Genomic DNA, 23,439 nt, shown 5'->3' with positions numbered 1-23,439 from the left:
CTTTGAGCAATCAAATCGAATAAAAAATGAATTTTCCATCAGAACTAAAGTACACTAAAGACCACGAATGGGTTAGAGTTGAAGGTAATGAAGCCTTTATTGGTATAACTGATTTCGCCCAACGCGAATTAGGTGATATCGTTTATATCGATATCAATACTGTAGGTGAGGAAGTAGGTAAGGATGATGTTTTCGGTAGTGTTGAAGCCGTTAAAACTGTATCTGACTTATTTATGCCGGTTACTGCTACTGTATTAGAAATTAATGCTGCATTGAACGATAGTCCGGAATTAGTGAATTCTGATCCTTATGGAGAAGGCTGGATGGTTAAAGTAACCTTAAGTGATGCTGCTCAGGTAGCTGAATTATTGGATGCTGCTGCATACCAGGCTTTAGTTGGTGCTTAATAAATGAATAAATTCAAAGTACTCTTACATCAGCGCCTGGCCCTTTTATGGACGGTGTTTATCTTGATTCTTTGTACGATGAAAATGCCTGATTCCGTTGGTGAATCGGGCATTTTCTTTACGGGGTTTGACAAGATAGTACATCTGGGGTTTTTCTTTGTCCTCACTATTTTACTGTTTTACGGTGAAACAAAAAGTCAGCGCAGAGAAAATTTCGGAATCTTAACTATCTTTAAGATCCTGATGCTCACTTTTGCTTTAGGTGGTTTTATTGAGCTGATCCAGTATAAGTTCTTCACTTACCGTTCTGCGGAGTGGTGGGATCTGGGCAGTGATATGATCGGTGTATTTATGGCGATATTTGCGTATGTGTTATTAAATAAATCTAACTATGAAAAGGAAAGCTAGTATTTTGTTTTTGCTGTCTATAGGACTGCTGAGCAGTTGTAGTATTTTTAAACCGGGCTGCCATTGCCCTAAAGTTAGCTATTCAGTTCCTGCGGTGCAGAAAAACAAGCTGTATTCTTAGTTATTCTTCCTGTTGTTAAAACTTTTTATCGGCCCCTTAAGCTGAATAAACGGGTGTATTTAAAATGTTACCCATATTTTAACGGATAAAAACAAACCATTTACCTTTATTGGAGTCAGAGAGGCATATAATTGAAAAATATCAAGCTTCTTCCATGATGACTTTTACAAAAAATCTCCTGCTGATTGCATTCCTCCTTTTCAGCTTTTCTTCGTATGCACAGTTAAAAAATGGCTCCGTTAGTGGAAAAGTCGTTAATGCGAAAGACCGTTTACCTGTAGACTACGCTTCAGTAGCAGTTAAAAGTCTTAAAGATTCCAGTGTTGCTGGTGTGATCAATACAGAAACCGATGGCTCTTTTGTACTCAAAGGGCTTGCCCCGGGACCTTACAGGCTTACGGTAGCTTATCTTGGTTTAAATAATGTCAATAAAGAATTTACGGTATCTGCTGCTTCACCTGCAATCAATTTGGGTACGCTGGCTATGGAAAATACAGGACTGAATTTAAATACAGTCGTGATTAAAGGGGTTGTTACTCCGGTAGTAGTTAAAACTGATACGGTAGAGTATAGTGCGGGTGCTTATAAGGTAAGAGAGAATGCTGTAGTGGAGGATGTACTGAAAAAACTGCCTGGCGTTGATGTGGCTAAAGATGGTTCGATCAAAGCTCAGGGAGAAACCATTACGCGTGTTCGTGTGGATGGGAAAGATTTCTTCGGAAATGATCCTTTATTGGCTACAAAGAATTTACCTGCTGATATGATTGATAAGATCCAGGTGATTGATTTACTTTCGGATCAGGCTCAGTTTACGGGTGTGGATGATGGGAACAGGGAGAAGATTATTAATATTACGACCAAGAAAGATAAGAAGAATGGTTATTTCGGAAATTCAAGTGTTGGTTATGGTACGGATGATCGTTATGATGTGAACCTGAATGTCAATAAGTTTAACAAGGAGCAGCAGTTTTCGGTGATCGGCCAGTTTAACAATGTCAACAAACAGAACTTTGGTGGCGGTGGCGGCCTGGGTAATGGCGGCGGCGGAGGTGGTGGTGGTGGCGGTGGTCGTTTCAGTGCGGCATCGGGTGCTCCACCTCAGGGAATCACGAATACCAATGCTTTCGGTATTAACTTTGCCGATGTTTATACAGATCAGACTAAAATTACTGCGAGTTATTTCTTTAATAAGACTTCTTTGTTCAATGAGCAGGCCAGCTCAAGGGAAAACTTGTTAGGAGATAGCAGGACTCTTTTTAATCAGAATCTGACGAGCAATACGGAGAGTAAAAATCACCGTTTTAACTTTTTGATTGATACGAAGATCGATTCAACAATGTCAATCCGTGTACAGCCGAATATTACTTATACAGAAACCGGATTAGCTCAGCATACCAATTATATAAATACCTATGATAAGTACCAGACAGTAGGTACGCAGGGGTACAATACGAATTCCACATCGCCGGTAATTGGCAATAATATTCTCTTAAGGAAAAAGTTCGCTAAGAAGGGACGTACGTTATCTTTGAATATCAATACAAGTATCAATGATAATGATTCCAAAATCTATAATGATATTAACAACGTAACCACTCAGGGAGATTCGGTAAGCAATTCGGTTATCAATCAGCTGAACAACCAGAATTCACATTCGATTTCAAATACTTCAAGAGTAGTTTATACAGAGCCTGTTTCTAAGACCTTAAACCTGGAGCTGAACTATCAGAATACTTATAGTTTTAACAATAGCGAGCGTTTCAATTATAATTTTAACCCGATTACTTCTCAGTATGATATACCTGATTTGACCTATACCAATACTTATGAGAATAAGACGCTAACCAATGCAGTTGGGGCAAGTTTGAATAAGAATACGGAGAAGTTAAATTGGAATATAGGAGTGGGTGTACAGAATACGGACAGAAGAAATGAAAATCTGACAACCGGTAATGTGATCACTCAGAATTTTTATAATATCGTTCCTACCGCACAGTTGCGTTATAAATTCAGTAAGAGCAAAAGGTTAGTGATCAGGTACCGCGGAAATACACAACAGCCTTCAATTAATCAGATTCAGCCTATTCCTGACAATACCAATGCGCAGAGTATTCCGATTGGTAATCCTGGTTTAAAGCCTTCTTTCACAAATAATCTGACTGTATTGTATAATAATTTCGACTTCGCAAAGTTTCGTTCACTGTTTATCTTCGCGAATATCAGCCAGACTTTTAATGCTTTCGGAAATGACAGCAGGCTGATTGACGCGCCGGCTGATCCTAACTTTGGTAAACTTGCGGTTGTTCCTGTCAATGTGAACGGGGTTTATCAGGGTACTTTAGGTTCTTCTCTGGGCTTGCCTATTATTAAGGAGAATAAGCTGAATCTGAATATAGATTTAGGAGGTACTTATGCCAGAGGGGTTAATTTCACCAATTCTCTGCAAAATGTAACGAATGATCTTTCGATCACCAATAAATACAGGTTAGTTTCTTCTATGGATAAACTGGATCTGACTGCGAGTGTGGCGGGATCAATTAATCGTGCTACCTATTCGGCTCAGGCCTCTGCAAATACTACTTATTATACACTGAATCCTGCAATTGATGTGAGTTATATGTTTCCTGGAAATATTCGTCTGGCTGTGAATGTGGATTATTTCCAGAATACGGGAAGAGGGCCGGAGTACAATACAAACTTCACGATCATGAACGGTTACATCAGTAAACAGTTTTTCAAGAACAGAGGGACTTTTAAGGTTGCTGTAAATGACGCGCTGAATCAGAATCAGGGGATTTCAAGAACTTCCAGCAATAACACGATTACAGATTTAAGGTATAATGTGCTGAAAAGATATTATATGTTCTCATTTACTTATTCTTTAAGCAGAATGGGTGGCAAGACTATGCAGAATGATGTGCCAATGCCGGGTATGGGTGGAGGTGGTCGTAGCGGTGGTTTTGGTGGTGGCGGTGGAAGAAGAGGCGGGGATATGTAATACGAAAAAACAGGTGGAAAATGTTGATTGCTTGATGAATAATCGACTTATTTAAAGGATTATACCCGAAAATGTACCATGCAATTGTTAAGCTAAAACAATTTATTTAATGGATTGACAATATTCTGCGCTAAAAGCTATTATTTAGACTGATTTAAAATAATTTTGAATACTTAGTAAAAATGCACTTACTTTGCGCCAAAATTATATATAATCAATCTAAATAATTATGGTAAAACAATTACTTTCATTAATTTTCATCTTATTTTTAAGTACTAGCCTGTACGCGCAGCATACTGGAAACATCAAAGGTAGAATTACTACTTCGGATGGAACTGTTGCTGATGGAGTAACTGTAAAATTAAAGGGTACAACTTTTGGTGCAATTACTGAAGAGAATGGTTCTTATTCAATCAGGAAAGTACCAGCAGGAGAATATACGCTTGTTGTTTCTGCAATTGGCCTGTATCCAAAAGAAAAACAAATTACAGTGACTAAACAGACAGTAATTGCTGACTTCTCTTTGAATGAGAACAAGTCGCAGTTGAAGGATGTTCAGATTTCTACCAATAAAAAATATAAAGTAGAAAAAGTCTCTTCTTCTTTACGTTTACAAACAAAGTTATTAGAGTTACCTCAAAATATTAAAGTCGTTACCAGTCAGCTGATGGCAGATCAAATGGCTTTTGATATTGTTGACGGTGTAACCAGGAATGTAAGTGGTGCCGTAAGGGTTGGCCACTGGGATGCGCAGTATGCAAATATCCTGATGCGTGGTTTCTCTATCCCAGGATTCCGTAATGGAATGAATTTAAAAACCCCATGGGGTCCGCTTGCAGATGATGCTGCGACAATTGACCGTATTGAATTCGTAAAAGGCCCTGCTGGTTTTATGATGGCAAATGGTGAGCCGGGTGGTCTTTACAATATTGTTACTAAAAAACCTACAGGCACGAATCAAAGTTCTGTTAGCCTGAGTGCTGGTGGATATAACCTTGCACGTGCTGCGGTCGATTTAGATACCAGGCTTTCTGCTGATGGTAAATTGTTGTTTCGTTTAAACGTGGCTGCGCAAACTAAAGGCAGTTTCAATAAGTTCAATTACAATGATAAGTATGTAATTGCACCGGTAATCAGCTATCAGATTGACAGCAATACCAAAGTTACCGCTGAATACACACATCAGCACGTAGAAGCATTAGCATTGGGTAACTACGGATTCTCTCCGAAAGGATACGGTGATACTGATCCAGGTTTCTTTGTTGGAGACCCTTCATTAGATCCGAATAAGCTGAATGACCATAACCTTACGCTTTATTTAAATCATAAATTCAATAAAGACTGGACATTTAACGCACAAGCTGCTTACCTGAATTACTCCTTATTGGGAGGTACGCCATGGCCATCTACAATTGCTGCTAACGGTGATATGAGAAGAGGGCTGAATATCAGTGAAGAATTAGCGATCAATAAAAATATCCAGTTGAGCTTACAAGGCCAGTTCAAAACAGGTGAAGTTGTGCACCGGGTTTTAGGTGGTATTGATATGGGTAACTTAAAAACCTGGGGTGATTTTTCAAGTGTTTCACAACCAGATCTTCAGTTGGCAGGTAATGCTACTTTTAATATTTATAATCCTGTTTATGGTATCCCAACGGCTAACATTCCTGTATTTGACAGGTCAAGAAGCATTCAGGTAAGATCAGGTGCAAATACTTATGCAACCAATTCAACTTATACAGGCGCTTATTTACAAGATGAATTACGCTTTCTGGATGAGAAACTACGTTTGACCCTGGCAGGTCGTTTTACCCATGCAGAAACTGTTGGTAAAACCAATGCGACACAAATGTCAGACAATGCATTTACCCCAAGAGTGGGCTTAAGTTATTCCATCACGAAAGATTTCTCGGCTTATACCTTATACGATCAAAGCTTTATTCCACAATCTCAGGCTTCCAGATCGGCAACCGGAGACGTTTTTAAACCCGTAACAGGTAATAACATTGAATTTGGATTGAAGAAAGACTGGTTTGGCGGAAAGTGGAACTCTACATTCTCTATGTATAAAATTACAAAGAAAAATGTCTTAACTCCTGACCCGGCATACCCGCTTGGAGATCCAAACAACTTCATGGTACAATTAGGTGAAGTTCAATCTAAAGGTATTGAGTTTGATTTGGTAGGAGAAGTAGCTGAAGGCTTAAACTTAACCCTGAACTATGCTTACACAGATCCAAAGGTAACCAGGGATGAGAACAAAGATCCGGCAAGAAATGCGACTGGAACCTACTTGGCGAATACAGCTAAACACATCACTAACGGATGGTTATCATACCGTTACAGAAATGCAAATTCGATATTTAACGGAATTGGATTCTCAGGTGGTTACCAGATGCTATTAAACCGCTACGCAGGATCAGGACCTGCTCAAACCCCGTTTGCAGATTATATCCGTTTCGACGCTGGTATATCTTACGTAAAAGGTAAGTTCTCCATCACAGGTTTAGTAAGTAATTTATTGGACAAAAAATTATTCACTCAGGGTTCTTATACTAAATTAGCAAAAGAAACAGCAACATCAGTTTCTTATTACACTTACATCTACGAAGTACCCAGAAACGGAAGAATCAGTGTTAAATATAACTTCTGATAAGAATTAGTACAAAACAATACTAACAATCTCCATGGTGGATTGGATATAAACAAAGGATACTTCAGGTGAGGGCATTCATTGCGAGCCCCTTCAGGCGACGGCAATGTCGCCCGGACATAAAGTATCCTTTGTTTTTATGTATTAATGGTGTCACAACGAAGGTCTTTATTTGGATTTATTATTGATAAAGGGTACATTAGCGACCTAATTAAGCATATGAATCTTTCGCAGTTAAATCCAGGAGAACGTGGCACTATTGTAGCCTTTACAGATTTAGAAATGTCAGTAAAACTAATGGAAATGGGCTGTTTGCCTGGAGAAGTTGTGGAAGTTGAACGTTTTGCACCACTAGGTGATCCTATGGCAATACGTGTTGCAGGTTACCAATTATGTTTACGCAAAAACGAAGCTTCTGTTATTATAATTTCTTAGATCAATCTTGGCTACTACACTGAAAATTGCGTTAGTTGGTAATCCCAATACAGGAAAATCAACACTATTTAACTTACTCACCGGGTTAAACCAGAAGATCGGTAACTTTCCCGGAATTACCGTTGATAAGAAAACTGGTTTCTGTAAACTTTCTGCCACACAACAGGCCGAAATTGTCGATCTGCCAGGAACTTACAGCTTATACCCAAAAAGCAGGGACGAAAGTATTGTATTTCAAGTACTTGCTGATAAAAAAAACTCAAGCCATCCCGACCTCATTGTATTAGTTGCTGATGCAACTAATCTCCGCAGAAACCTGCTCCTCTACTCACAAGTAGCAGACTTGCGTATTCCAGTCGTACTTGCACTGAATATGACGGATATGGCTACCAAAGAAGGGATCAATATCAATATTGATGAACTCTCCAAACGCCTCGGCATCCAGGTTGTTGGCATCTCTGCCAGGAGTAAAACAGGGCTTGATGCACTAAAACAAGCCATTGCCAATACCACTACTATCCCTACGCAAGTAAACGGAACAGACGTTAATGTACTCGCTGCGGCCGCCATTAACGAAACTAAAGCTCTTCTTGCAACTGATAATGACTATTTCGCCCTGCAAATTCTGCACCAGCACGAGCACCTTGAAATTTATACTGCTCAGCAACACGCGCAATTCGAGCAGATTAAAAAGTCACACCAATTCGAATCTTCCAAACTACAGGCAGCAGAAACTATTGCCCGTTACAGATATTTAAGCACCGTATTATCCGGTGTTATTGAAGATACCGGTGCCTCCAGAAAATTTGCGTTCAGTGATCAAATAGATTCGATTCTGACTAACCGTTTCTGGGGATTCTTTATCTTCCTGTTTATCCTGTTCTTTATTTTTAACGCTATTTTCTCGTGGTCTGCCTATCCGATGAGCCTGATTGAAGGCGCATTTGGCTGGATTGCGAAGACAGGACACCAATACCTTCCCGATGGAATATTAACTAACCTCCTTTTAGATGGTGTGGTTGCCGGACTAGGCGGTATTATTGTCTTTATCCCGCAGATTGCCATTTTGTTTGCACTGATCTCTATCCTGGAAGATACCGGGTATATGGCCAGAGTGACTTTTATGATGGATAAGATTATGCGGAAATTTGGAATGAGCGGGAAGTCAGTTGTACCGATGATCGGTAGTTTCGCCTGTGCCGTTCCTTCTATTATGAGTGCCCGGAACATTGAAAACTGGAAAGACAGGATCATTACCATTATGGTTTCACCTTTGGTAAGTTGCTCAGCAAGACTTCCGGTTTATACCTTATTAATCTCTCTGATTATTCCCGACACTAAATTCTTAGGCTTTATCAGCATGCAGGCATTAGCTCTGATGGGAATGTACCTGATTAGTATCATTGCTGCGGTTACGGTTGCTTTCGTAATGAAGTTCATGATCAAAGCCACAGAGAAGTCTTACTTTATTATGGAGCTGCCTGTTTACAGAATGCCAAGATGGAGTAACGTGCTTTTCACGATGTATGAAAAATCTAAAACCTTCGTATTTGAAGCAGGTAAGGTGATTATTGCAATATCCATAGTTTTATGGGTGATGGCAACCTATGGCCCGTCAGAGAAATTTGAACAGATTGAAACAAAATACGCTAAAATTGAAATGCAAAAAGACAGTGTACAGATCAGTACGCTGGAAAGAGATAAATCGGCCGAAAAGCTGGAAAACTCTTACGCAGGAATCCTCGGCAGAAGTATTGAGCCAGTGATTAAACCTTTAGGATTTGACTGGAAGATCGGTATTGCACTGATTACTTCATTTGCTGCCCGTGAAGCCTTTGTAGGGACGATGGCAACAATTTACAGTGTCGATAACGGAGAAGAGAACCCGGGGACTATACGGGATAAAATGAGAGAGGCGAGAAATCCGGAAACCGGGTTGCCTGTTTTTACCTTTGCCACCGGATTTGCCCTGATGCTGTTTTACGCTTTTGCTATGCAATGTATGAGTACGGTTGCTGTAGTTTACCGCGAGACGAAATCATGGAAATGGCCGCTGATCCAAACCGTATATATGACTGCTATGGCCTATGTAGCCAGTTTAATCGCCTATCAGTTTCTGAAGTAAATTCTTTATCTTAGGACTGTGGAAAAAGTTGATGTTTTAGCACAGTATATGCCCCCTGAGGCGGCTCCGGTAATTGCTAAATGGATCGACTACTTTCAATGCGAATTTAAGATCTCCAAAAGCAGGGCGACCAAACTCGGTGATTACAGACACCCTTTTAAAGAACTGGGACATAAGATCTCTGTCAACAATAACCTGAACCGTTATGCCTTTCTGGTGACTACAGTGCACGAATTTGCACACCTGCTAACTTGGAACGACCATAAGAATAAGGTCAAGCCACACGGCGGAGAATGGAAGCACAACTTTAAAAGGATGATGACTCCCTTTCTGGAGCAGCAGGTTTTTCCTGAAGATCTTCAAATAGCAATCAGCACTTATTTAACTAACCCTTCCGCTTCCAGCTGTACCGACTTAAGCCTGTCCAGAGCGCTTAAAAAGTACGATGGCATTCTTGATCACTCCCGGTTAGAAGAACTTCCTCAGCATACCATATTTACTATTAAAGATGGCCGCAGATTCAAAAAGGGGGAAAAGCTCAGGAAACGTTTCAGATGTGAATGTCTGGATAACGGTAATACCTATTTATTCAGTCCTCTGGCCGAAGTTGTAGTGTCTGCTACCGGTACATAAATAGAGGTATTATCCTCTATTTTCCATTTGAAATTTAACTGATCATCCTTAAACAACGAAGGGAAATTCAATAAACTATCAATATAAGCATCTTTAGTTTTAACCAGGATGCTTGATTTGTAATTCGGCTGTCTCTTGCTTTTAAGCATGATATAAAGCGCATCCGGATATGTGGAGATGTTATCAAATACCATTTCAAATTTATCTGTTCCCTGAATTGCATCATTAATTCCTTTCACATCCGAAGCATAACTTTCATCAGGATATTTATTATCCGCTGCTTGTACTGGTAAATAAGGAAGTGTACGTAAAGCCTCAGCAGAGCTTGCTGTGCGGCTATCTATTTTGAAGATCACATTATTCCGCATATAAGTCCTTACGTCCTTAAAAACGCTCCCTTCCTCATTCATGAGCTTAATCCGTTCTTTGACCAGGATCAGGCTGTCATTCTTAAAATAATAACTTTTTACTGCGTTACTGATCGTTCCATTTGAGGTATAGGTTTTATACAACATCCCATCATTATGTGCACTGTACTTTTCTGCGTATACAGAAAGATCGCCCGATAAATAGATCAGACTGTATTCTTTCTTATAATCCCGGAGTGTCCGGTCAATCGAAGCAGCATAGTTTAAAATAGACTTATCAGTCATATTTGTGGTACCTTCTTCAGGCAAACCAGCTTGTGGATGTGTAGATTTAAAATACTTACAACCCGGAAGCGTAAACAGTAAAACTCCTAAACATAGTAAATAAATGGTTTTCATAACGCGTTCCTGTAAAATTGAGCTTTCAATCAACAGGCCATTATCGTGCCAAGGCCTTAATAGGCCATTAATTTCTGAACAGTTTCATGCAGACGGCTTTTAGCCAGAAACTGATCTTCCAGCAACTTGCTCATTGGAATAGCGGTGTCCAGGCTTGCGCAGCGCATCACTGGTGCATCTAAATCTGTGAAACAGTGTTCGCCAATCCAGGCAGCGATTTCGGCTCCAAAACCACTGCACAGCGTATCTTCATGAAGAATAATTACCCGGCCGGTAACTTTTACGGCCGCTGCAACGGTTTCTTTATCCCAGGGCTGTAAACTGCATAAATCGATCAGGTTCACTGATAATTCAGGATGATCATATAAGTAAGAAAGTGACCAGTGAACGCCCAGACCATAGGTAATGATCGTGAACTGCTGCCCTTTTTTCAGCCAGCTGGCTTTCCCGATTTCCAGCGTATAATAACCAGCAGGAACCAGCCCGCTTAAACTTCTGTATAAAAGTTTATGCTCAAAATAAATCACCGGATTAGGATCTTCAATGGCTGCAAGCAGCAAACCTTTTGCATCATATGGGAAAGCAGGATAAACTATTTTAAGTCCTGGTGTCTTGGTAAACCACGCTTCGTTACTCTGAGAATGAAAAGGGCCTGCACCAGTTCCAGCGCCCGTTGGCATGCGCACTACAACATCTGCTTTCTCTCCCCAGCGGTAATGAGTTTTGGCCAGGTTATTTATAATCTGATTAAATCCGCAGGTGACGAAATCCCCAAACTGCATTTCTACCACTGCTTTATAGCCATTGATGGACAAGCCAAGTCCGGCACCAACAATAGCAGACTCACAAATAGGGGTATTGCGGACTCTTGCCCTGCCAAATTCTTCTGCGAAACCTGCGGTAATTTTAAATGCACCCCCATATTCAGCGATATCCTGGCCCATAATCACCAGGTTTGAATGTTTTTGCATCCCAATTCTTAAACCATCGCTGATCGCATCCAGATAACGGATTTCAGTAGAAGGTTCGGTAGGATGGATTACCTGGGGGGTGTAAGGATAATACATATCCGTGAGCTCTGTTTCCGCAGAAGGTTCAGGATCAGCATCTTTAAAAGCCTGCTCAATTTCCTGATCCAGCTCCGTCTTAAAATCTGCTTTAATTTCTTCTAAAAGCTCATTCGTCAGGATATGCTGTTCAAACAGATAGCGCTCGAAATTCTTAACCGGGTCTTTTTCTGCCCACTGCTCAAACAAGTGAGGAGGAACATATTTTGTACCCGAAGCCTCTTCATGGCCCCTCATTCTGAAAGTGAGGCATTCCAGTAAAACTGGTCTGGGATTAGCACGGATGTTTTTTGTAATCTCAGTAATGGTATCAAAAACCTCTAAAACATTGTTCCCATCAATTTGAATGCCTTCAATACCATAACCTATAGCCTTGTCTACCAGGTGATCACAATTGAATTGCTCATTGACAGGTGTAGAGAGCCCGTAGCCGTTATTTTCAATCAGGAAGATCACAGGTAAATTCCAGACTGAAGCTACGTTGACTGCTTCATGGAAATCACCCTCACTGGTGGCACCTTCTCCCGTAAAAACAAGTGTAGCCTGTTCTTTCCCGGTAATCAGATCAGCCAGGGCAATCCCATCTGCCAGAGCCAGTTGCGGGCCAAGGTGAGAAATCATCCCTATAATTTTAAATTCTTGCGTACCAAAGTGAAAAGACCGGTCCCTGCCTTTGGTAAAACCGGTTATTTTTCCCTGCCACTGCGCCATTAAATTACGCAGCGGAATGTCTCTGGAAGTAAAGACCCCAAGATTTCTGTGCATGGGCAGAATATATTCTTCCGCCTTCATGGCTAATGCAGCACCTACTGCAATCGCTTCCTGGCCTATGCCAGAAAACCATTTACCTATTTGTCCCTGTCTAAGCAGGATCAGCATTTTTTCTTCGACCATTCTGGGATAAAGCAGACGCTTATAAAGCGACAACAAAGTTTCATCGTCTTTTTCTTTCCGGTCGAAATGCATATAGGTTAGGTTTGCGGTTTATTTTTGGATTTTTCTTCCCATTGTCTGGCAAAGGACTTTGGTGCGACCTCCGGCATAGCACGGTAGTTGCCCCACATTTTTTTGAAGATCAGCTTCATGAAAAAGTTCTTTATTTTTCCCCCAAACAAGTCCATTTTTGATCTTCCGGACATCCCCGAATTCCAAATCTTCCAGCCAATATCTTCAGTCTTTGTGTTTTGATGCTGTTCTACGGCGTCTCTTCTGTTGAGCAGTAACATTTTATGAATATCAATCTTTACCGGGCAAACTTCAGAACATTTACCGCAAAGGCTCGACGCATAACTCAGGTGCTTGAAATCTTTCATCCCCTGTAAATGGGGCGTAATAATAGAGCCTATCGGGCCACTGTAAGTTGTATTGTAAGTATGACCACCTATGTTTTTATAAACAGGGCACGCATTTAAACAAGCGCCACAACGAATGCAATATAAGCTCTGACGCTGCTCTTTTTGTGCCAGCAGGTTTGTACGACCGTTGTCCAGTAAGATCACATACATTTCTTCCGGGCCATCGGTTTCATTGGCCTGTCTTGGCCCGCTTAGAATTGAATTGTAAACTGTTAAATTCTGACCTGTTCCGTGGCTTGACAATAAAGGCCAGAAAAGATCAAGGTCTGCCATAGAAGGAATGATTTTCTCGATTCCGACAATTGCAATATGTATTTTAGGGAAGGTCGTGCTTAAACGGGCATTTCCTTCATTTTCAGTTAGCGCAACGCTGCCTGTATCCGCGATCAGGAAATTTCCACCAGTAATCCCTATATCAGCAGTCAGATATTTCTCTCTTAAAAGTTCTCTTGCTTTTTGAGTAAGCTGTTCAGGTGTAAAATCTATCGGAGTACCGAATTTTTCATGGAATAATTTGGCAATGTCCTCCTTGGTCAGGTGCATTGCAGGGGTTACGATATGGTAAGGTGCCTGCCCTAATAACTGCACAATAAATTCGCCCAGATCACTCTCTAAAGAAGAGATCCCGTTCTTTTCCAGAAAATCATTCAGATGAATTTCTTCGGTAGTCATGGATTTCGATTTAATAACCGATTTGCCACCACTTTTATTAATTATATTTAATATTTCTTTTTGTGCTTCTTCTGCATCATTTGCCCAGATTACTTTTCCACCACGGCGCTGGAAATTGGCTTCAAATTCCGGTAAGAATTTGTCCAGATTTTCCATCACTCTCCACTTGATCACATGCGCCTTCTTTTTTGAGTTTTCTAAATTCTCAAATTTCGTTAAACCCCTTGTAACCGCATCATTGTACTTTCCTATGTTGTGGTTGATTGTGTTACGATGATCTACATCAAATGCCTTCTCATCTGCCTTCACCAAAAACTCTTCAGCAATCTTCGTCATGTTCAAATATAAATAAATGTTTGAGAGCCTGTTTAAATTTAGGGGCTAAAATTAACAAGCTCTTCATAAAACGAAAAAACCTGCAGGTTATGCAGGTTTTTAAAATTATTTCTTTGGTGTACCATCTTCATTCTTATCTACCGCAGGCCTGACAGGGCGGTTAGCCAGGTCCCAGGCCGTATAATAGACCAGTTGTGCACGCCGGGCCAGCAAGTCGAATTTGATCTTGCTTACTTCATCACCCGGCTGGTGATAATCTTCATGCACCCCATTAAAATAAAAGATAACCGGGATACCATGTTTCGCAAAATTATAATGGTCTGAACGGTAATAGAACTGGTTTGGATCAGTCCTGTTATTGTATTTCATATCCAGGTTCATCTTCATATATTGCTCATTCGCATTGATTCCGGCAGCATTCAGCTCAGAACTCAGCATATCAGAACCAATGATATAGATGTAGTCTTCATTATGCTCATGTTCTTTATCTACACGGCCGATCATATCAATATTTAAATTGGTAATCGTATGCTCCAAAGGAAGTACCGGATGCTCAGAGTACCACTCAGAGCCTAATAAACCTTTTTCTTCTCCAACTACGGTCATAAACAAGATACTTCTTTTAGGCCCTTTTCCGGCTGCTTTAGCTTTGGTGAAAGCATCAGCAATCAACAATACACCTGTAGTTCCGGAACCATCATCATCCGCACCATTGTTCACTTTATCAGTACCCGAAGTTGTCAGGCCGATATGATCATAGTGACCAGTGATCACCAGGATTTCGTTCTTTAACACCGGATCAGATCCTTCCAGAAAACCCAGTACATTTTCAGCCCTTACTTTTACTTCTTCCTTTTTAGCACTACCCGACAAAGCAATTTTAATTACCTGTGAAGCTGGCTGTCCAGTTGAACTGATCTTTTGTTGTAAAGCTTCTACAGTTGTACCTGCTGCTTTTAACAGTTCATTTGCAGTAGCTGTATTGATGTTAATGGCAGGAAAAGTTTTCATCTTTGCCATCCTTGCCGTATTCTCTGCGCTTTTCAAAGTAAGCTGTCCTGAACCTGCATTCATCAATTTCGTTTCTTCATTCAAACTATCCAGTGAAGGATCTATCTGAATTACAGCCAATGCTTTGTGATTAGAAAGGTACTGAATTTTCTCTCTTTTCGCAGTCATTGCTTTTCTTCTTGCAGCGCGGTCGGCCGGAGCAGCTTCTGGCTGCTGCGAAGGGTTGCCGGAAGCAAAGATCACAACCACTTTACCTGCAACATCAATGTTCTTATAATCATTGTAACCGTCTGTATCCAGGCCGTAACCCGCAAAGATGACTTCATTCGTATGGAAAGTAAAACCTTCAAGAGAGACGTTCGACGCAGGAACAACAAAATCCCGGTTATATACTTTAGCCTGACCACCAATTGTAAAAGCAGGTTGGTTCAGCTGATAAGTAACCATGTCTATCGGTTGAAAATAATCACCATTAACAGGGCCTTTTAAGCCAATACTTTTGAAATAATTTTTGATATAATCTGCTGCCATCCAGGCACCTTTTTTACCAGTTTCCCTGCCTTCATATTCATCAGATGCGAGTACAGAAAGATGTTTGTAAGCGTTAGCTTTATTGATACTTGTGCTAAACTTTACTGCCGTTTGATTTTTGGCAGGAGTCTGGGTTTGTGCACATGCACCCAGGCAAAGCAATAAAGCCATGCTTGTATTTAAAAAGTGTTTGTTCATTATTTAGTTTTATGCTGTTTTCTTGTTTTTCCAGATGAATTACCCTGGTCTTTAAAGGGTCTTAATATAGGAAATTAACTATTTCTTTTAGCGGCACCAGGCCGATTTTTCAGGGAGTCACTATTATGTTACAGCGTGGCCAGAAGCATAATTGGCCCATAATGCCATAGCATTAGGGGCCAATTGTTTTTTAAGCTAAGCCTGTAAGGCTAGCAGGATATTTTAGCAACGCGCTCAGCGTGCCTGCCACCTTCAAATGCTGTATTCAGAAAGGTCATGACCATTTCTTTAGCGAGTTCCTCTGACACAAACCTTGCAGGAATACAAATGATATTCGCATCGTTATGTTGTCTCACTAAGGAAGCTATTTCATTTTCCCAGCAAATCGCAGCTCTGATTCCCTGGTGTTTGTTAGCTGCAATAGCAATTCCATTAGCACTTCCGCAGATCAGGATCCCAAAAGGGAATTCTCCGTTTTCTACTGCCGAAGCCACAGGATGTGCAAAATCAGGATAATCTACAGAGCCGGGGCTGTATGCCCCGAAATCCTGCACCTGGAAATCCTTCAGAAAATCACGTAATAACTCCTTATAAGCAAAACCAGCGTGGTCAGCACCAATAGCGATTTTTAGTTGTGTGGACATGTTTTTAAGCGTTGTTACCTCTGGTTGTACCGTAAAGTTCTTTGTTTTTTCTGCGTTCAATTTTTGCAGAAATAAATATACTCAGCTCATATAAAATGAATAGCGGGAAAGCTACGACAAGCATCGTCATCATATCCGGAGTAGGGGTAACTACAGCAGCAATGATCAGGATGATTACAACCGCATATCTCCGGCTGGCACGCATAAATGCAGGCGTCATGATACCGAATATAGAGAGGATATAAATGACAACAGGTAATTCAAATATAATCCCTGTTCCGATGGTTAAAGTAGAGACAGATGATAAATACGAATCAATTGTGAATGTATTTTCGATCATCGGACTCACCGAGAAATTAGTCAGGAAGTTAATTGATAACGGACAGATGATGAAATAACCGAATAAAACACCTATCAGAAATAATACAGAAGCAAAGAAGACAAATCCACTTGCAGCCTTCCTTTCCTTCTCATGAAGGGCAGGTTTGATGAATAACCAGAGTTCAAAAAGAATATATGGAATCCCAAAAATGATACCCGTCATAATACAGGAATTAATCTGTAACGTGAACTGGCCTGCCATTTCCGTGTTGATAATTTTACCCTTAATGGAGGTGATACAAAAATCAGATCCCAGGGAAGGGAAGATCTGGACCAGCTTACACATCATCCGGTAAGTCCAGAAATCAGGGCTCTTAGGGCCCATAATAATCGTGTTAAACAGGAAATCGTAAAACCAGAAGGCTAAACCAGTAAAAATTACGATCGCCAATAATGCTCTGAGCAAGTGTTTTCTTAATACATCAATATGGTCAAAGAAAGACATTTCGGATTCCAGATTCTTTCCTTTATTCTTAATGGCCCCTATAAGGTCCTGCGCTTTATTATCACTCATGTACGTTATTTGTAAAACAAAAATACCATTCTATTTTATTAGAATGGTATTTACGTTTTAAATATAATAATTAGATGTCTTTATTCGGATTTATTCAGAAAAAACAAATGTTTCCATGAATTTAGTGGTGAAGTTTCCTGCTCTGAAGTTCGGATCTTTCATCAATTGCAAGTGAAAAGGAATCGTAGTTTTTACACCTTCAATTACAAACTCACTTAGCGCACGCTCCATCGTACTGATTGCTTCTTCACGTGTTTGCGCAACACAGATCAGTTTAGCAATCATGGAATCATAGTTAGAAGGAATCTGATAGCCTGCATAAACATGCGTATCCACCCTTACCCCATGTCCACCCGGAGAATGGAAATTAGTGATTTTTCCCGGACAAGGCCTGAAGTTATTAAACGGATCTTCCGCATTGATCCTGCATTCAATAGCATGCATGTTCGGAAGATAGTTTTTACCAGAAATAGGAACACCTGAAGCTACCTTAATCTGTTCTTTAATTAAATCATAGTTGATCACTTCTTCTGTAACCGGATGCTCTACCTGGATACGGGTATTCATTTCCATGAAGTAGAAGTTACGGTGTTTATCAACCAAAAATTCAATTGTTCCGGCACCTTCATAAGATACAGCAGTAGCCCCTTTAATTGCAGCCTCACCCATACGTTCTCTCAATTCCGGAGTCATGAAAGGAGATGGAGCCTCTTCAACCAATTTCTGGTGACGGCGCTGAATAGAACAGTCACGCTCAGATAAGTGACAAGCTTTACCATATTGATCACCAATAATCTGGATTTCAATGTGGCGTGGATCTTCGATATATTTTTCTAAATATAAACCGTCATTTCCAAAAGCAGCACCAGATTCCTGTCTTGCACTGTCCCATGCATTTTCGAAGTCTTCATCTTTCCATACCACACGCATTCCACGGCCACCACCACCGGCAGTTGCTTTCAGGATCACAGGGTAACCGATTTCATTCGCTAAGACAATACCTTCTTTTACGCTTTCCAGCAAACCCTGAGAACCAGGGATAGTAGGTACACCTGCTTTTTTCATCGTTTCTTTAGCGGAAGCTTTATCTCCCATAGAATTGATCTGTTCTGGTGTAGCACCAATGAACTTAATTCCATAGTCTCTGCAAACAGAAGAGAATTTAGCGTTCTCAGATAAAAAGCCGTAGCCTGGATGAATCGCATCTGCATTGGTTAATTCAGCAGCTGAAATAATATTCGGGATACTTAAGTAAGAATCTTTACTCGGAGGCGGGCCAATACAAACAGCTTCATCCGCGAAACGAACATGGAGACTCTCCCTGTCAGCAGTTGAATAAACTGCAACAGTTTTAATGCCCATTTCCTTACAGGTACGAATAATACGTAACGCAATTTCGCCCCTGTTGGCAATTAGTATTTTTTTAAACATATAATTGATAAGATGATAATTTGCCAGAAGCAAAATTACATAGGTTCTACTAAAAATAAGGGTTGGTCGTACTCTACTGGTGATGAATTATCAACCAATACTTTAACGATTCTTCCGGAAACTTCACTTTCAATTTCGTTGAATAACTTCATGGCCTCAATAATACAGATAACTTTACCCGGAGCGATTTCATCACCAACATTTGCGAATGAAGGTTTGTCAGGGCTCGACGAACGGTAGAAAGTTCCGATCATTGGAGATTTTACAGTAATATATTTAGAATCATCAGCCTCAGCAGCAGACGAAGCATTGTTTGCCGTTACAGCAACAGGTTGTACTGCAGGAGCAGAAGGCAACACCTGTGGTGCTACTGCCTGCGCAGGAACTGTTGTGGTAATAACTGTAGGGGTCTGATTAGTTTTGATAGTAATTTTGAAGTCCTTTTGTTCTATTGCAACTTCATTGACGCCCGAACGAGAAACAAATTTAATGAGTTCCTGAATTTGTTTGATATCCATTTTTAGGTATTTTGTTGAAAAGATATTGGTCTTTTAAAGACTCAAAGTTAATATTTTTATTGGTAATAAAATTTAGTAAGCCCACTTTATATAGACTGATCCCCAGGTAAATCCACCCCCAAAAGCAGCAAGAATAATATTGTCTCCTTTTTTTAGTTTGTCTTCCCATTCCCATAAACAAAGCGGGATGGTTCCATTGGTGGTATTGCCGTAGCGTTCTATATTGATCATTACTTTTTCAGCTCCTATGCCCATTCTTGAAGCCGTAGCATCAATAATCCTTTTATTCGCCTGGTGCGGAACTAACCATTTCACATCGTCAGCATTCAGCTGATTGCGTTCCATGATTTCGGCCGCTACATCTGCCATATTGGTTACTGCGAATTTAAAAACAGCTTTTCCTTCCTGGTAAACGAAATGTTCTCTCTGGTCAATCGTTTCGTGCGAAGCTGGTTTAACAGATCCACCGGCTTTCTGATGCAGGAATTGTCTTCCGGCACCATCCGATTTCAGCACAGAATCAATGATTCCATTTCCTTCATCATTAGGTTCCAATAATACAGCACCACAGCCGTCACCAAAAATGATGCAGGTTGTTCTGTCTGTATAATCAATGATTGACGACATTTTGTCGCCGCCCACTACCAATACTTTTTGATGTTTTCCTGACTGGATAAATTGCGAAGCAGTAGAAATCCCATAGATAAATCCAGAACAGGCGGCCTGTAAATCAAAACCCCATGCATTTTTTGCGCCGATTTTATCAGCTAAAATATTTGCAGTGGCCGGGAAAGGCATGTCGGGAGTCGTGGTGCAAAAGATAATCAGATCGATTTCTTCTGCAGTAATACCTCTTTTCTTTAAAAGTCCGTTCACTGCGTGAACAGCCATATCAGAGGTACCTAATCCTTCACCTTTTAATATTCTTCGCTCTTTAATACCCGTTCGTGAGGTGATCCATTCATCTGTTGTGTCAACTATCGTCTCTAATTCTTTATTAGAAAGGATATAATCAGGAACATAACCTTGAACCGCAGTAATAGCAGCGTGAATTTTACTCATTTGTTGTCAGATTTTATTTAAATGCATCTTGTATTTTTCCCACCAGACCTGTAGTAATCATATCTCTCGCCTGAAAGATCATGTTTTTTACAGCGGTAGGCGAGGAGATTCCATGACCTATGATCACAGGTGCATTTACTCCAAGAACCGGACTTCCACCGTAGTTTTCATAATTAAACCTGTCAAAGAACTCATCCTTAAGTCCTTTTTTGATAGTCATTATGTAAAACGATTCAGCCAATTTAAGCATAATATTTCCGGTAAACCCGTCACATACAATTACATCTGCTTTATCGTTGAATAAATCACGTCCCTCAATATTTCCAATGAAGTTAAAGAGTTTACAATCTTTCATCAATGGAAAAGTTGCCAGACTTAACATATTTCCTTTTTCATCTTCTTCGCCAATATTGATCAGGCCAACTTTAGGGTTGTTGATCTGCATGACATTTTCAGCATACAAACTTCCTAAAATGCCGAATTGAAGCAGCGTGTCAGGCTTACAGTCGGCATTTGCGCCAACGTCCAGCATTAAACCTCTTCCGCCGTCAAGTTTGGGTACGATCGTGCACAGACAAGGTCTGATAATACCCGGAACTGTTTTTACACTAAAAACAGCACCAACCATCATCGCCCCAGAATTACCTGCGCCGACAAATGCATCGATTTCTCCTTTTTTTAACATAGAGAAACCCAGAGAAATACTTGAGTTAGGTTTTTGAGCAATTGCTCTTGTGGGATGTTCGCCCATACCAATTACCTCTTCGGTATGAACATATTCAAAGTGATCGGGATTAAACCCGCTGTCAGCGAGCAAAGGCTTAATTTGCTGAGTATCGCCTATTAGCACTAAATGCTCATCTGGCGCTAATAATTCATGAGCAGCTATTGCTCCCAAAACGTTTGCTTTGGGAGCATAGTCTCCGCCCATTATATCGAGACCTATTTTCATAGTAAAAAATCAGTTTGTGAATAAAGCATTATTGCCTTTTTTTTCAAGCGCCTAAGTTAAACTTAATGAAGCTGAAAACACAAACAATTTCTCCGAAAAATTAACCTATAGAGGTGTTTTCAATAACCAGTTTACCGTTGTAGTACAAATTCCCATCAACATTGTATGCATGGTGAGGAATGTGGATTGCACCTGTAGTTTGACAAGTAGATAAAGAAGGAGCTACCGCTTTATAGTGTGTTCTTCTTTTATCTCTTCTACTTTTAGAGATCTTGCGTTTTGGATGTGCCATTGCTGATTTATTTAATTATTATTTTAATTTTTTTAATGCTTCCCAGCGTGGGTCAGCACTTGTTGTATTTTCTTCTTGCTGAGCAGGATTAGCCAGACTTTCAAGTCTTTCAATCATCTCTTTGTCGCATTTGGCACCATTGCCGTTCTGCTCACAAATTTTTATATAAGGTACCGATACTGTGATAAATTCATAAAGAATTTCCGCGATATCGATGCTGCTTTCTTTTTTATTCAATACGATGATTTCTAAATCATCACTCTCCAGTTCATCTTCAGCGAATTTTACAATCTGCCTTTCTGAAATATCCAGAGGGGCATCAAATTCAGCTAAACATTTATCACAATCAAGCTTTATTGTTCCAACAATGCGGATTTTCAAAATCAGCATGGTTTCCTGTTTATCCAATTCTACCGTTACTTTCAAATCCCCCTTTTTTACCAAAGAGTATTCGAATGCGTCAAAAAAGCTGTTATCAATCTCAAAATCAAATTGATGCTTGCCAATTTTTAAGCCAGTAAACGGGATCGAAAATTGTTTTAAAGGTTTCAATTGTAACAAAATTTTAGCCCGCAAATGTATGAATTAATTTGATACTTCTGAAATGTTTTAGAAATATTATTGTCGTTAATTTGCATCATCCTTCACATCTGCCGCAGTTTCTATAATTTTTCCGCCGCTTCTTAACTGGTTGCTTAACAGTTCGTCCTGTTCACGTCTGTGTTTTACAATGTGTGTCGCCGCAAAAAGTGCTTCTATAAAAGAAGATGGGTCTGCCAGGTCTTTTCCGGCAATATCGAAGCCTGTACCATGATCAGGAGAGGTACGTACATACTTCATTCCGGCAGTAAAGTTTACACCGGTTCCGAAAGCAATGGTCTTGAAAGGGATTAAGCCCTGGTCATGATACATGGCCAGTACCGCATCGAATTGTTTATAAGCACCTTTGCCGAAAAATCCATCCGCAGGATAAGGGCCAAAGCAAATTACACCTGAATCGAAGGCTTCCTGAATCGCAGGCATGATAATGTCCTGTTCTTCACTACCCAGCAAACCATTGTCACCAGCATGAGGATTTAACCCTAATACCGCAATTCTTGGTTTCTCAATCCAGAAATCTCTTTTCAGACTCTTATTGATCAGTAAAAGTTTTTTAACAATACTTTCTTTTGTGATACTTTCTGCAACTTTAGAAACAGGAATATGGCCTGTAACTACCCCTACACGAATATCTTCACTCAATAAAAACATGAGAACATCAGAACTGCCCGTGCGTTCCTGTAAGTATTCTGTATGGCCAGGGAATTGAAAATTCTCAGCTTGTATCGTATGTTTATTAATCGGAGCAGTGACTAAAGCGTCAATATTTCCTTTGATCAGGTCTTCTGTTGCTCTTTCTAAAGATAACAAGGCATATTTTCCACCAATTTCATTGGCCACACCGAGTTCAATCTTTACATCCTCTTCCCAGCAGTTGATCATATTTGCTTTTTTAGGATTAGCTGCTTCAGCATCATTGATGACATTGAAACTGAAATCACCTAAACCCAGTGCTTTTCTATGGTAAGAGGCTACTTTTGTATGTCCATAAACGATAGGAGTGCAGTAATCCAGAATACTGTTATTGGCTAAAGTTTTCAGAATCACTTCCAAACCTATGCCGTTTACATCACCTATACTGATACCTATTTTGATTTTATTGCTCATGCTCAAATGAAAATTTGCGCAAAATACAGAAATTCATTAGAAAACGTGTTGTTTTTAAGGGAGATCTGTTTAGAACGGGTAATTATAGCAATTGAACCTTGGGCATAGATGATCAAATATAAGTAGTTGAATATAGCAAGTAACATTGCTGATTAGTCGTTCTTAGCTAACGCTTCATTGCTAATAATTAGGCTGAACTCGTAAACTTTAGTTATTTTGCA

20 protein-coding genes are annotated in these 23,439 nt (G+C 40.1%); 7 read left to right on the top strand and 13 right to left on the bottom strand.

All coding sequences use genetic code 11. The features are described 5' to 3' along the window. Positions 1-26 precede the first annotated feature (26 nt). The 7 genes from gcvH (at position 27) to AB3G38_RS14830 (ending at position 9,780) form a co-directional block, all read left to right on the top strand. On the top strand, positions 27-407 hold the full coding sequence (gene gcvH / locus AB3G38_RS14860; RefSeq protein WP_354304697.1) for a glycine cleavage system protein GcvH: 381 nt from the start codon (positions 27-29) through the stop codon (positions 405-407). A 3-nt stretch (positions 408-410) separates the two neighbouring features. After that, the gene (locus AB3G38_RS14855) at positions 411-815 is read left to right on the top strand and encodes a VanZ family protein (RefSeq protein ID WP_367864657.1); all 405 of its coding nucleotides are present in this window, start codon (positions 411-413) and stop codon (positions 813-815) included. A gap of 275 nt (positions 816-1,090) precedes the next feature. Beyond that, positions 1,091-3,934: an outer membrane beta-barrel protein gene (locus AB3G38_RS14850; RefSeq protein ID WP_367864656.1), complete on the top strand. Its 2,844-nt coding sequence runs from the start codon at positions 1,091-1,093 to the stop codon at positions 3,932-3,934. Positions 3,935-4,163: 229 nt separating this feature from the next. Next, positions 4,164-6,587 carry a TonB-dependent siderophore receptor gene (locus AB3G38_RS14845; protein ID WP_367864655.1) on the top strand — a complete coding sequence of 808 codons (2,424 nt, stop codon included), beginning with the start codon at positions 4,164-4,166 and terminating at the stop codon, positions 6,585-6,587. A 219-nt stretch (positions 6,588-6,806) separates the two neighbouring features. Next, complete coding sequence (locus tag AB3G38_RS14840; protein WP_041879861.1) at positions 6,807-7,022, top strand: FeoA family protein; 216 nt, start codon at positions 6,807-6,809, stop codon at positions 7,020-7,022. A 7-nt stretch (positions 7,023-7,029) separates the two neighbouring features. Beyond that, the gene (gene feoB, locus AB3G38_RS14835; RefSeq protein ID WP_367864654.1) at positions 7,030-9,147 is read left to right on the top strand and encodes a ferrous iron transport protein B; all 2,118 of its coding nucleotides are present in this window, start codon (positions 7,030-7,032) and stop codon (positions 9,145-9,147) included. An 18-nt stretch (positions 9,148-9,165) separates the two neighbouring features. Beyond that, positions 9,166-9,780, top strand: coding sequence for a SprT-like domain-containing protein (locus tag AB3G38_RS14830; RefSeq protein ID WP_367864653.1), 615 nt, complete (start codon positions 9,166-9,168; stop codon positions 9,778-9,780). Here AB3G38_RS14830 and AB3G38_RS14825 read toward each other — a convergent pair. The 13 genes from AB3G38_RS14825 to pdxA all read right to left on the bottom strand — a co-directional run bounded on the left by AB3G38_RS14825 (position 9,729) and on the right by pdxA (position 23,218). Further along, entirely contained in the window at positions 9,729-10,547 is an 819-nt protein-coding gene (locus tag AB3G38_RS14825) for a hypothetical protein (RefSeq protein WP_367864652.1), read from the bottom strand. The genes AB3G38_RS14830 and AB3G38_RS14825 overlap by 52 nt on opposite strands. Positions 10,548-10,603: 56 nt before the next feature. Beyond that, positions 10,604-12,580 (bottom strand): thiamine pyrophosphate-dependent enzyme, encoded by a 1,977-nt coding sequence (locus AB3G38_RS14820; protein WP_367864651.1) that lies wholly within the window; start codon positions 12,578-12,580, stop codon positions 10,604-10,606. A gap of 5 nt (positions 12,581-12,585) precedes the next feature. After that, positions 12,586-13,977 (bottom strand): LutB/LldF family L-lactate oxidation iron-sulfur protein, encoded by a 1,392-nt coding sequence (locus AB3G38_RS14815; protein WP_367864650.1) that lies wholly within the window; start codon positions 13,975-13,977, stop codon positions 12,586-12,588. A gap of 105 nt (positions 13,978-14,082) precedes the next feature. Continuing rightward, the gene (locus AB3G38_RS14810; RefSeq protein ID WP_367864649.1) at positions 14,083-15,717 is read right to left on the bottom strand and encodes a M28 family peptidase; all 1,635 of its coding nucleotides are present in this window, start codon (positions 15,715-15,717) and stop codon (positions 14,083-14,085) included. A 209-nt stretch (positions 15,718-15,926) separates the two neighbouring features. Further along, on the bottom strand, positions 15,927-16,361 hold the full coding sequence (rpiB, locus tag AB3G38_RS14805) for a ribose 5-phosphate isomerase B (RefSeq protein WP_367864648.1): 435 nt from the start codon (positions 16,359-16,361) through the stop codon (positions 15,927-15,929). Between the two features lie 4 nt (positions 16,362-16,365). Beyond that, the gene (gene tatC, locus AB3G38_RS14800) at positions 16,366-17,256 is read right to left on the bottom strand and encodes a twin-arginine translocase subunit TatC (protein ID WP_367864647.1); all 891 of its coding nucleotides are present in this window, start codon (positions 17,254-17,256) and stop codon (positions 16,366-16,368) included. A 90-nt stretch (positions 17,257-17,346) separates the two neighbouring features. Next, positions 17,347-18,687 carry an acetyl-CoA carboxylase biotin carboxylase subunit gene (accC, locus tag AB3G38_RS14795; protein WP_068405607.1) on the bottom strand — a complete coding sequence of 447 codons (1,341 nt, stop codon included), beginning with the start codon at positions 18,685-18,687 and terminating at the stop codon, positions 17,347-17,349. Positions 18,688-18,722: 35 nt separating this feature from the next. Beyond that, the gene (gene accB / locus AB3G38_RS14790; protein WP_367864646.1) at positions 18,723-19,205 is read right to left on the bottom strand and encodes an acetyl-CoA carboxylase biotin carboxyl carrier protein; all 483 of its coding nucleotides are present in this window, start codon (positions 19,203-19,205) and stop codon (positions 18,723-18,725) included. Between the two features lie 72 nt (positions 19,206-19,277). After that, positions 19,278-20,267: a beta-ketoacyl-ACP synthase III gene (locus AB3G38_RS14785; RefSeq protein ID WP_367864645.1), complete on the bottom strand. Its 990-nt coding sequence runs from the start codon at positions 20,265-20,267 to the stop codon at positions 19,278-19,280. A gap of 13 nt (positions 20,268-20,280) precedes the next feature. Next, on the bottom strand, positions 20,281-21,219 hold the full coding sequence (gene plsX, locus AB3G38_RS14780) for a phosphate acyltransferase PlsX (protein ID WP_367864644.1): 939 nt from the start codon (positions 21,217-21,219) through the stop codon (positions 20,281-20,283). 100 nt (positions 21,220-21,319) lie between these two features. Next, a complete protein-coding gene (gene rpmF / locus AB3G38_RS14775) occupies positions 21,320-21,511 on the bottom strand; it encodes a 50S ribosomal protein L32 (RefSeq protein WP_068405618.1) in 192 nt (63 codons plus the stop codon). A gap of 18 nt (positions 21,512-21,529) precedes the next feature. Next, positions 21,530-22,063 (bottom strand): DUF177 domain-containing protein, encoded by a 534-nt coding sequence (locus tag AB3G38_RS14770; RefSeq protein ID WP_367864643.1) that lies wholly within the window; start codon positions 22,061-22,063, stop codon positions 21,530-21,532. Between the two features lie 75 nt (positions 22,064-22,138). After that, positions 22,139-23,218: a 4-hydroxythreonine-4-phosphate dehydrogenase PdxA gene (gene pdxA, locus AB3G38_RS14765; RefSeq protein WP_367864642.1), complete on the bottom strand. Its 1,080-nt coding sequence runs from the start codon at positions 23,216-23,218 to the stop codon at positions 22,139-22,141. Positions 23,219-23,439 lie beyond the last annotated feature (221 nt).

It is taken from the genome of Pedobacter sp. WC2423 (assembly GCF_040822065.1).
Lineage (GTDB): Bacteria > Bacteroidota > Bacteroidia > Sphingobacteriales > Sphingobacteriaceae > Pedobacter.
The sequence above is the reverse complement of the archived record's forward strand: the minus strand, read 5'-3'. Positions and strand labels throughout refer to the sequence as shown.

Bases quoted from the DNA above. Each gene is read 5' to 3' on its own strand.
- gcvH (WP_354304697.1), top strand. From the start codon at position 27: ATGAATTTTCCATCAGAACTAAAGTACACTAAAGACCACGAATGGGTT.
- AB3G38_RS14855 (WP_367864657.1), top strand. From the start codon at position 411: ATGAATAAATTCAAAGTACTCTTACATCAGCGCCTGGCCCTTTTATGG.
- AB3G38_RS14850 (WP_367864656.1), top strand. From the start codon at position 1,091: ATGATGACTTTTACAAAAAATCTCCTGCTGATTGCATTCCTCCTTTTC.
- AB3G38_RS14845 (WP_367864655.1), top strand. From the start codon at position 4,164: ATGGTAAAACAATTACTTTCATTAATTTTCATCTTATTTTTAAGTACT.
- AB3G38_RS14840 (WP_041879861.1), top strand. From the start codon at position 6,807: ATGAATCTTTCGCAGTTAAATCCAGGAGAACGTGGCACTATTGTAGCC.
- AB3G38_RS14825 (WP_367864652.1), bottom strand. From the start codon at position 10,547: ATGAAAACCATTTATTTACTATGTTTAGGAGTTTTACTGTTTACGCTT.
- AB3G38_RS14820 (WP_367864651.1), bottom strand. From the start codon at position 12,580: ATGCATTTCGACCGGAAAGAAAAAGACGATGAAACTTTGTTGTCGCTT.
- AB3G38_RS14815 (WP_367864650.1), bottom strand. From the start codon at position 13,977: ATGACGAAGATTGCTGAAGAGTTTTTGGTGAAGGCAGATGAGAAGGCA.
- AB3G38_RS14810 (WP_367864649.1), bottom strand. From the start codon at position 15,717: ATGAACAAACACTTTTTAAATACAAGCATGGCTTTATTGCTTTGCCTG.
- rpiB (WP_367864648.1), bottom strand. From the start codon at position 16,361: ATGTCCACACAACTAAAAATCGCTATTGGTGCTGACCACGCTGGTTTT.
- tatC (WP_367864647.1), bottom strand. From the start codon at position 17,256: ATGAGTGATAATAAAGCGCAGGACCTTATAGGGGCCATTAAGAATAAA.
- accC (WP_068405607.1), bottom strand. From the start codon at position 18,687: ATGTTTAAAAAAATACTAATTGCCAACAGGGGCGAAATTGCGTTACGT.
- accB (WP_367864646.1), bottom strand. From the start codon at position 19,205: ATGGATATCAAACAAATTCAGGAACTCATTAAATTTGTTTCTCGTTCG.
- AB3G38_RS14785 (WP_367864645.1), bottom strand. From the start codon at position 20,267: ATGAGTAAAATTCACGCTGCTATTACTGCGGTTCAAGGTTATGTTCCT.
- plsX (WP_367864644.1), bottom strand. From the start codon at position 21,219: ATGAAAATAGGTCTCGATATAATGGGCGGAGACTATGCTCCCAAAGCA.
- rpmF (WP_068405618.1), bottom strand. From the start codon at position 21,511: ATGGCACATCCAAAACGCAAGATCTCTAAAAGTAGAAGAGATAAAAGA.
- pdxA (WP_367864642.1), bottom strand. From the start codon at position 23,218: ATGAGCAATAAAATCAAAATAGGTATCAGTATAGGTGATGTAAACGGC.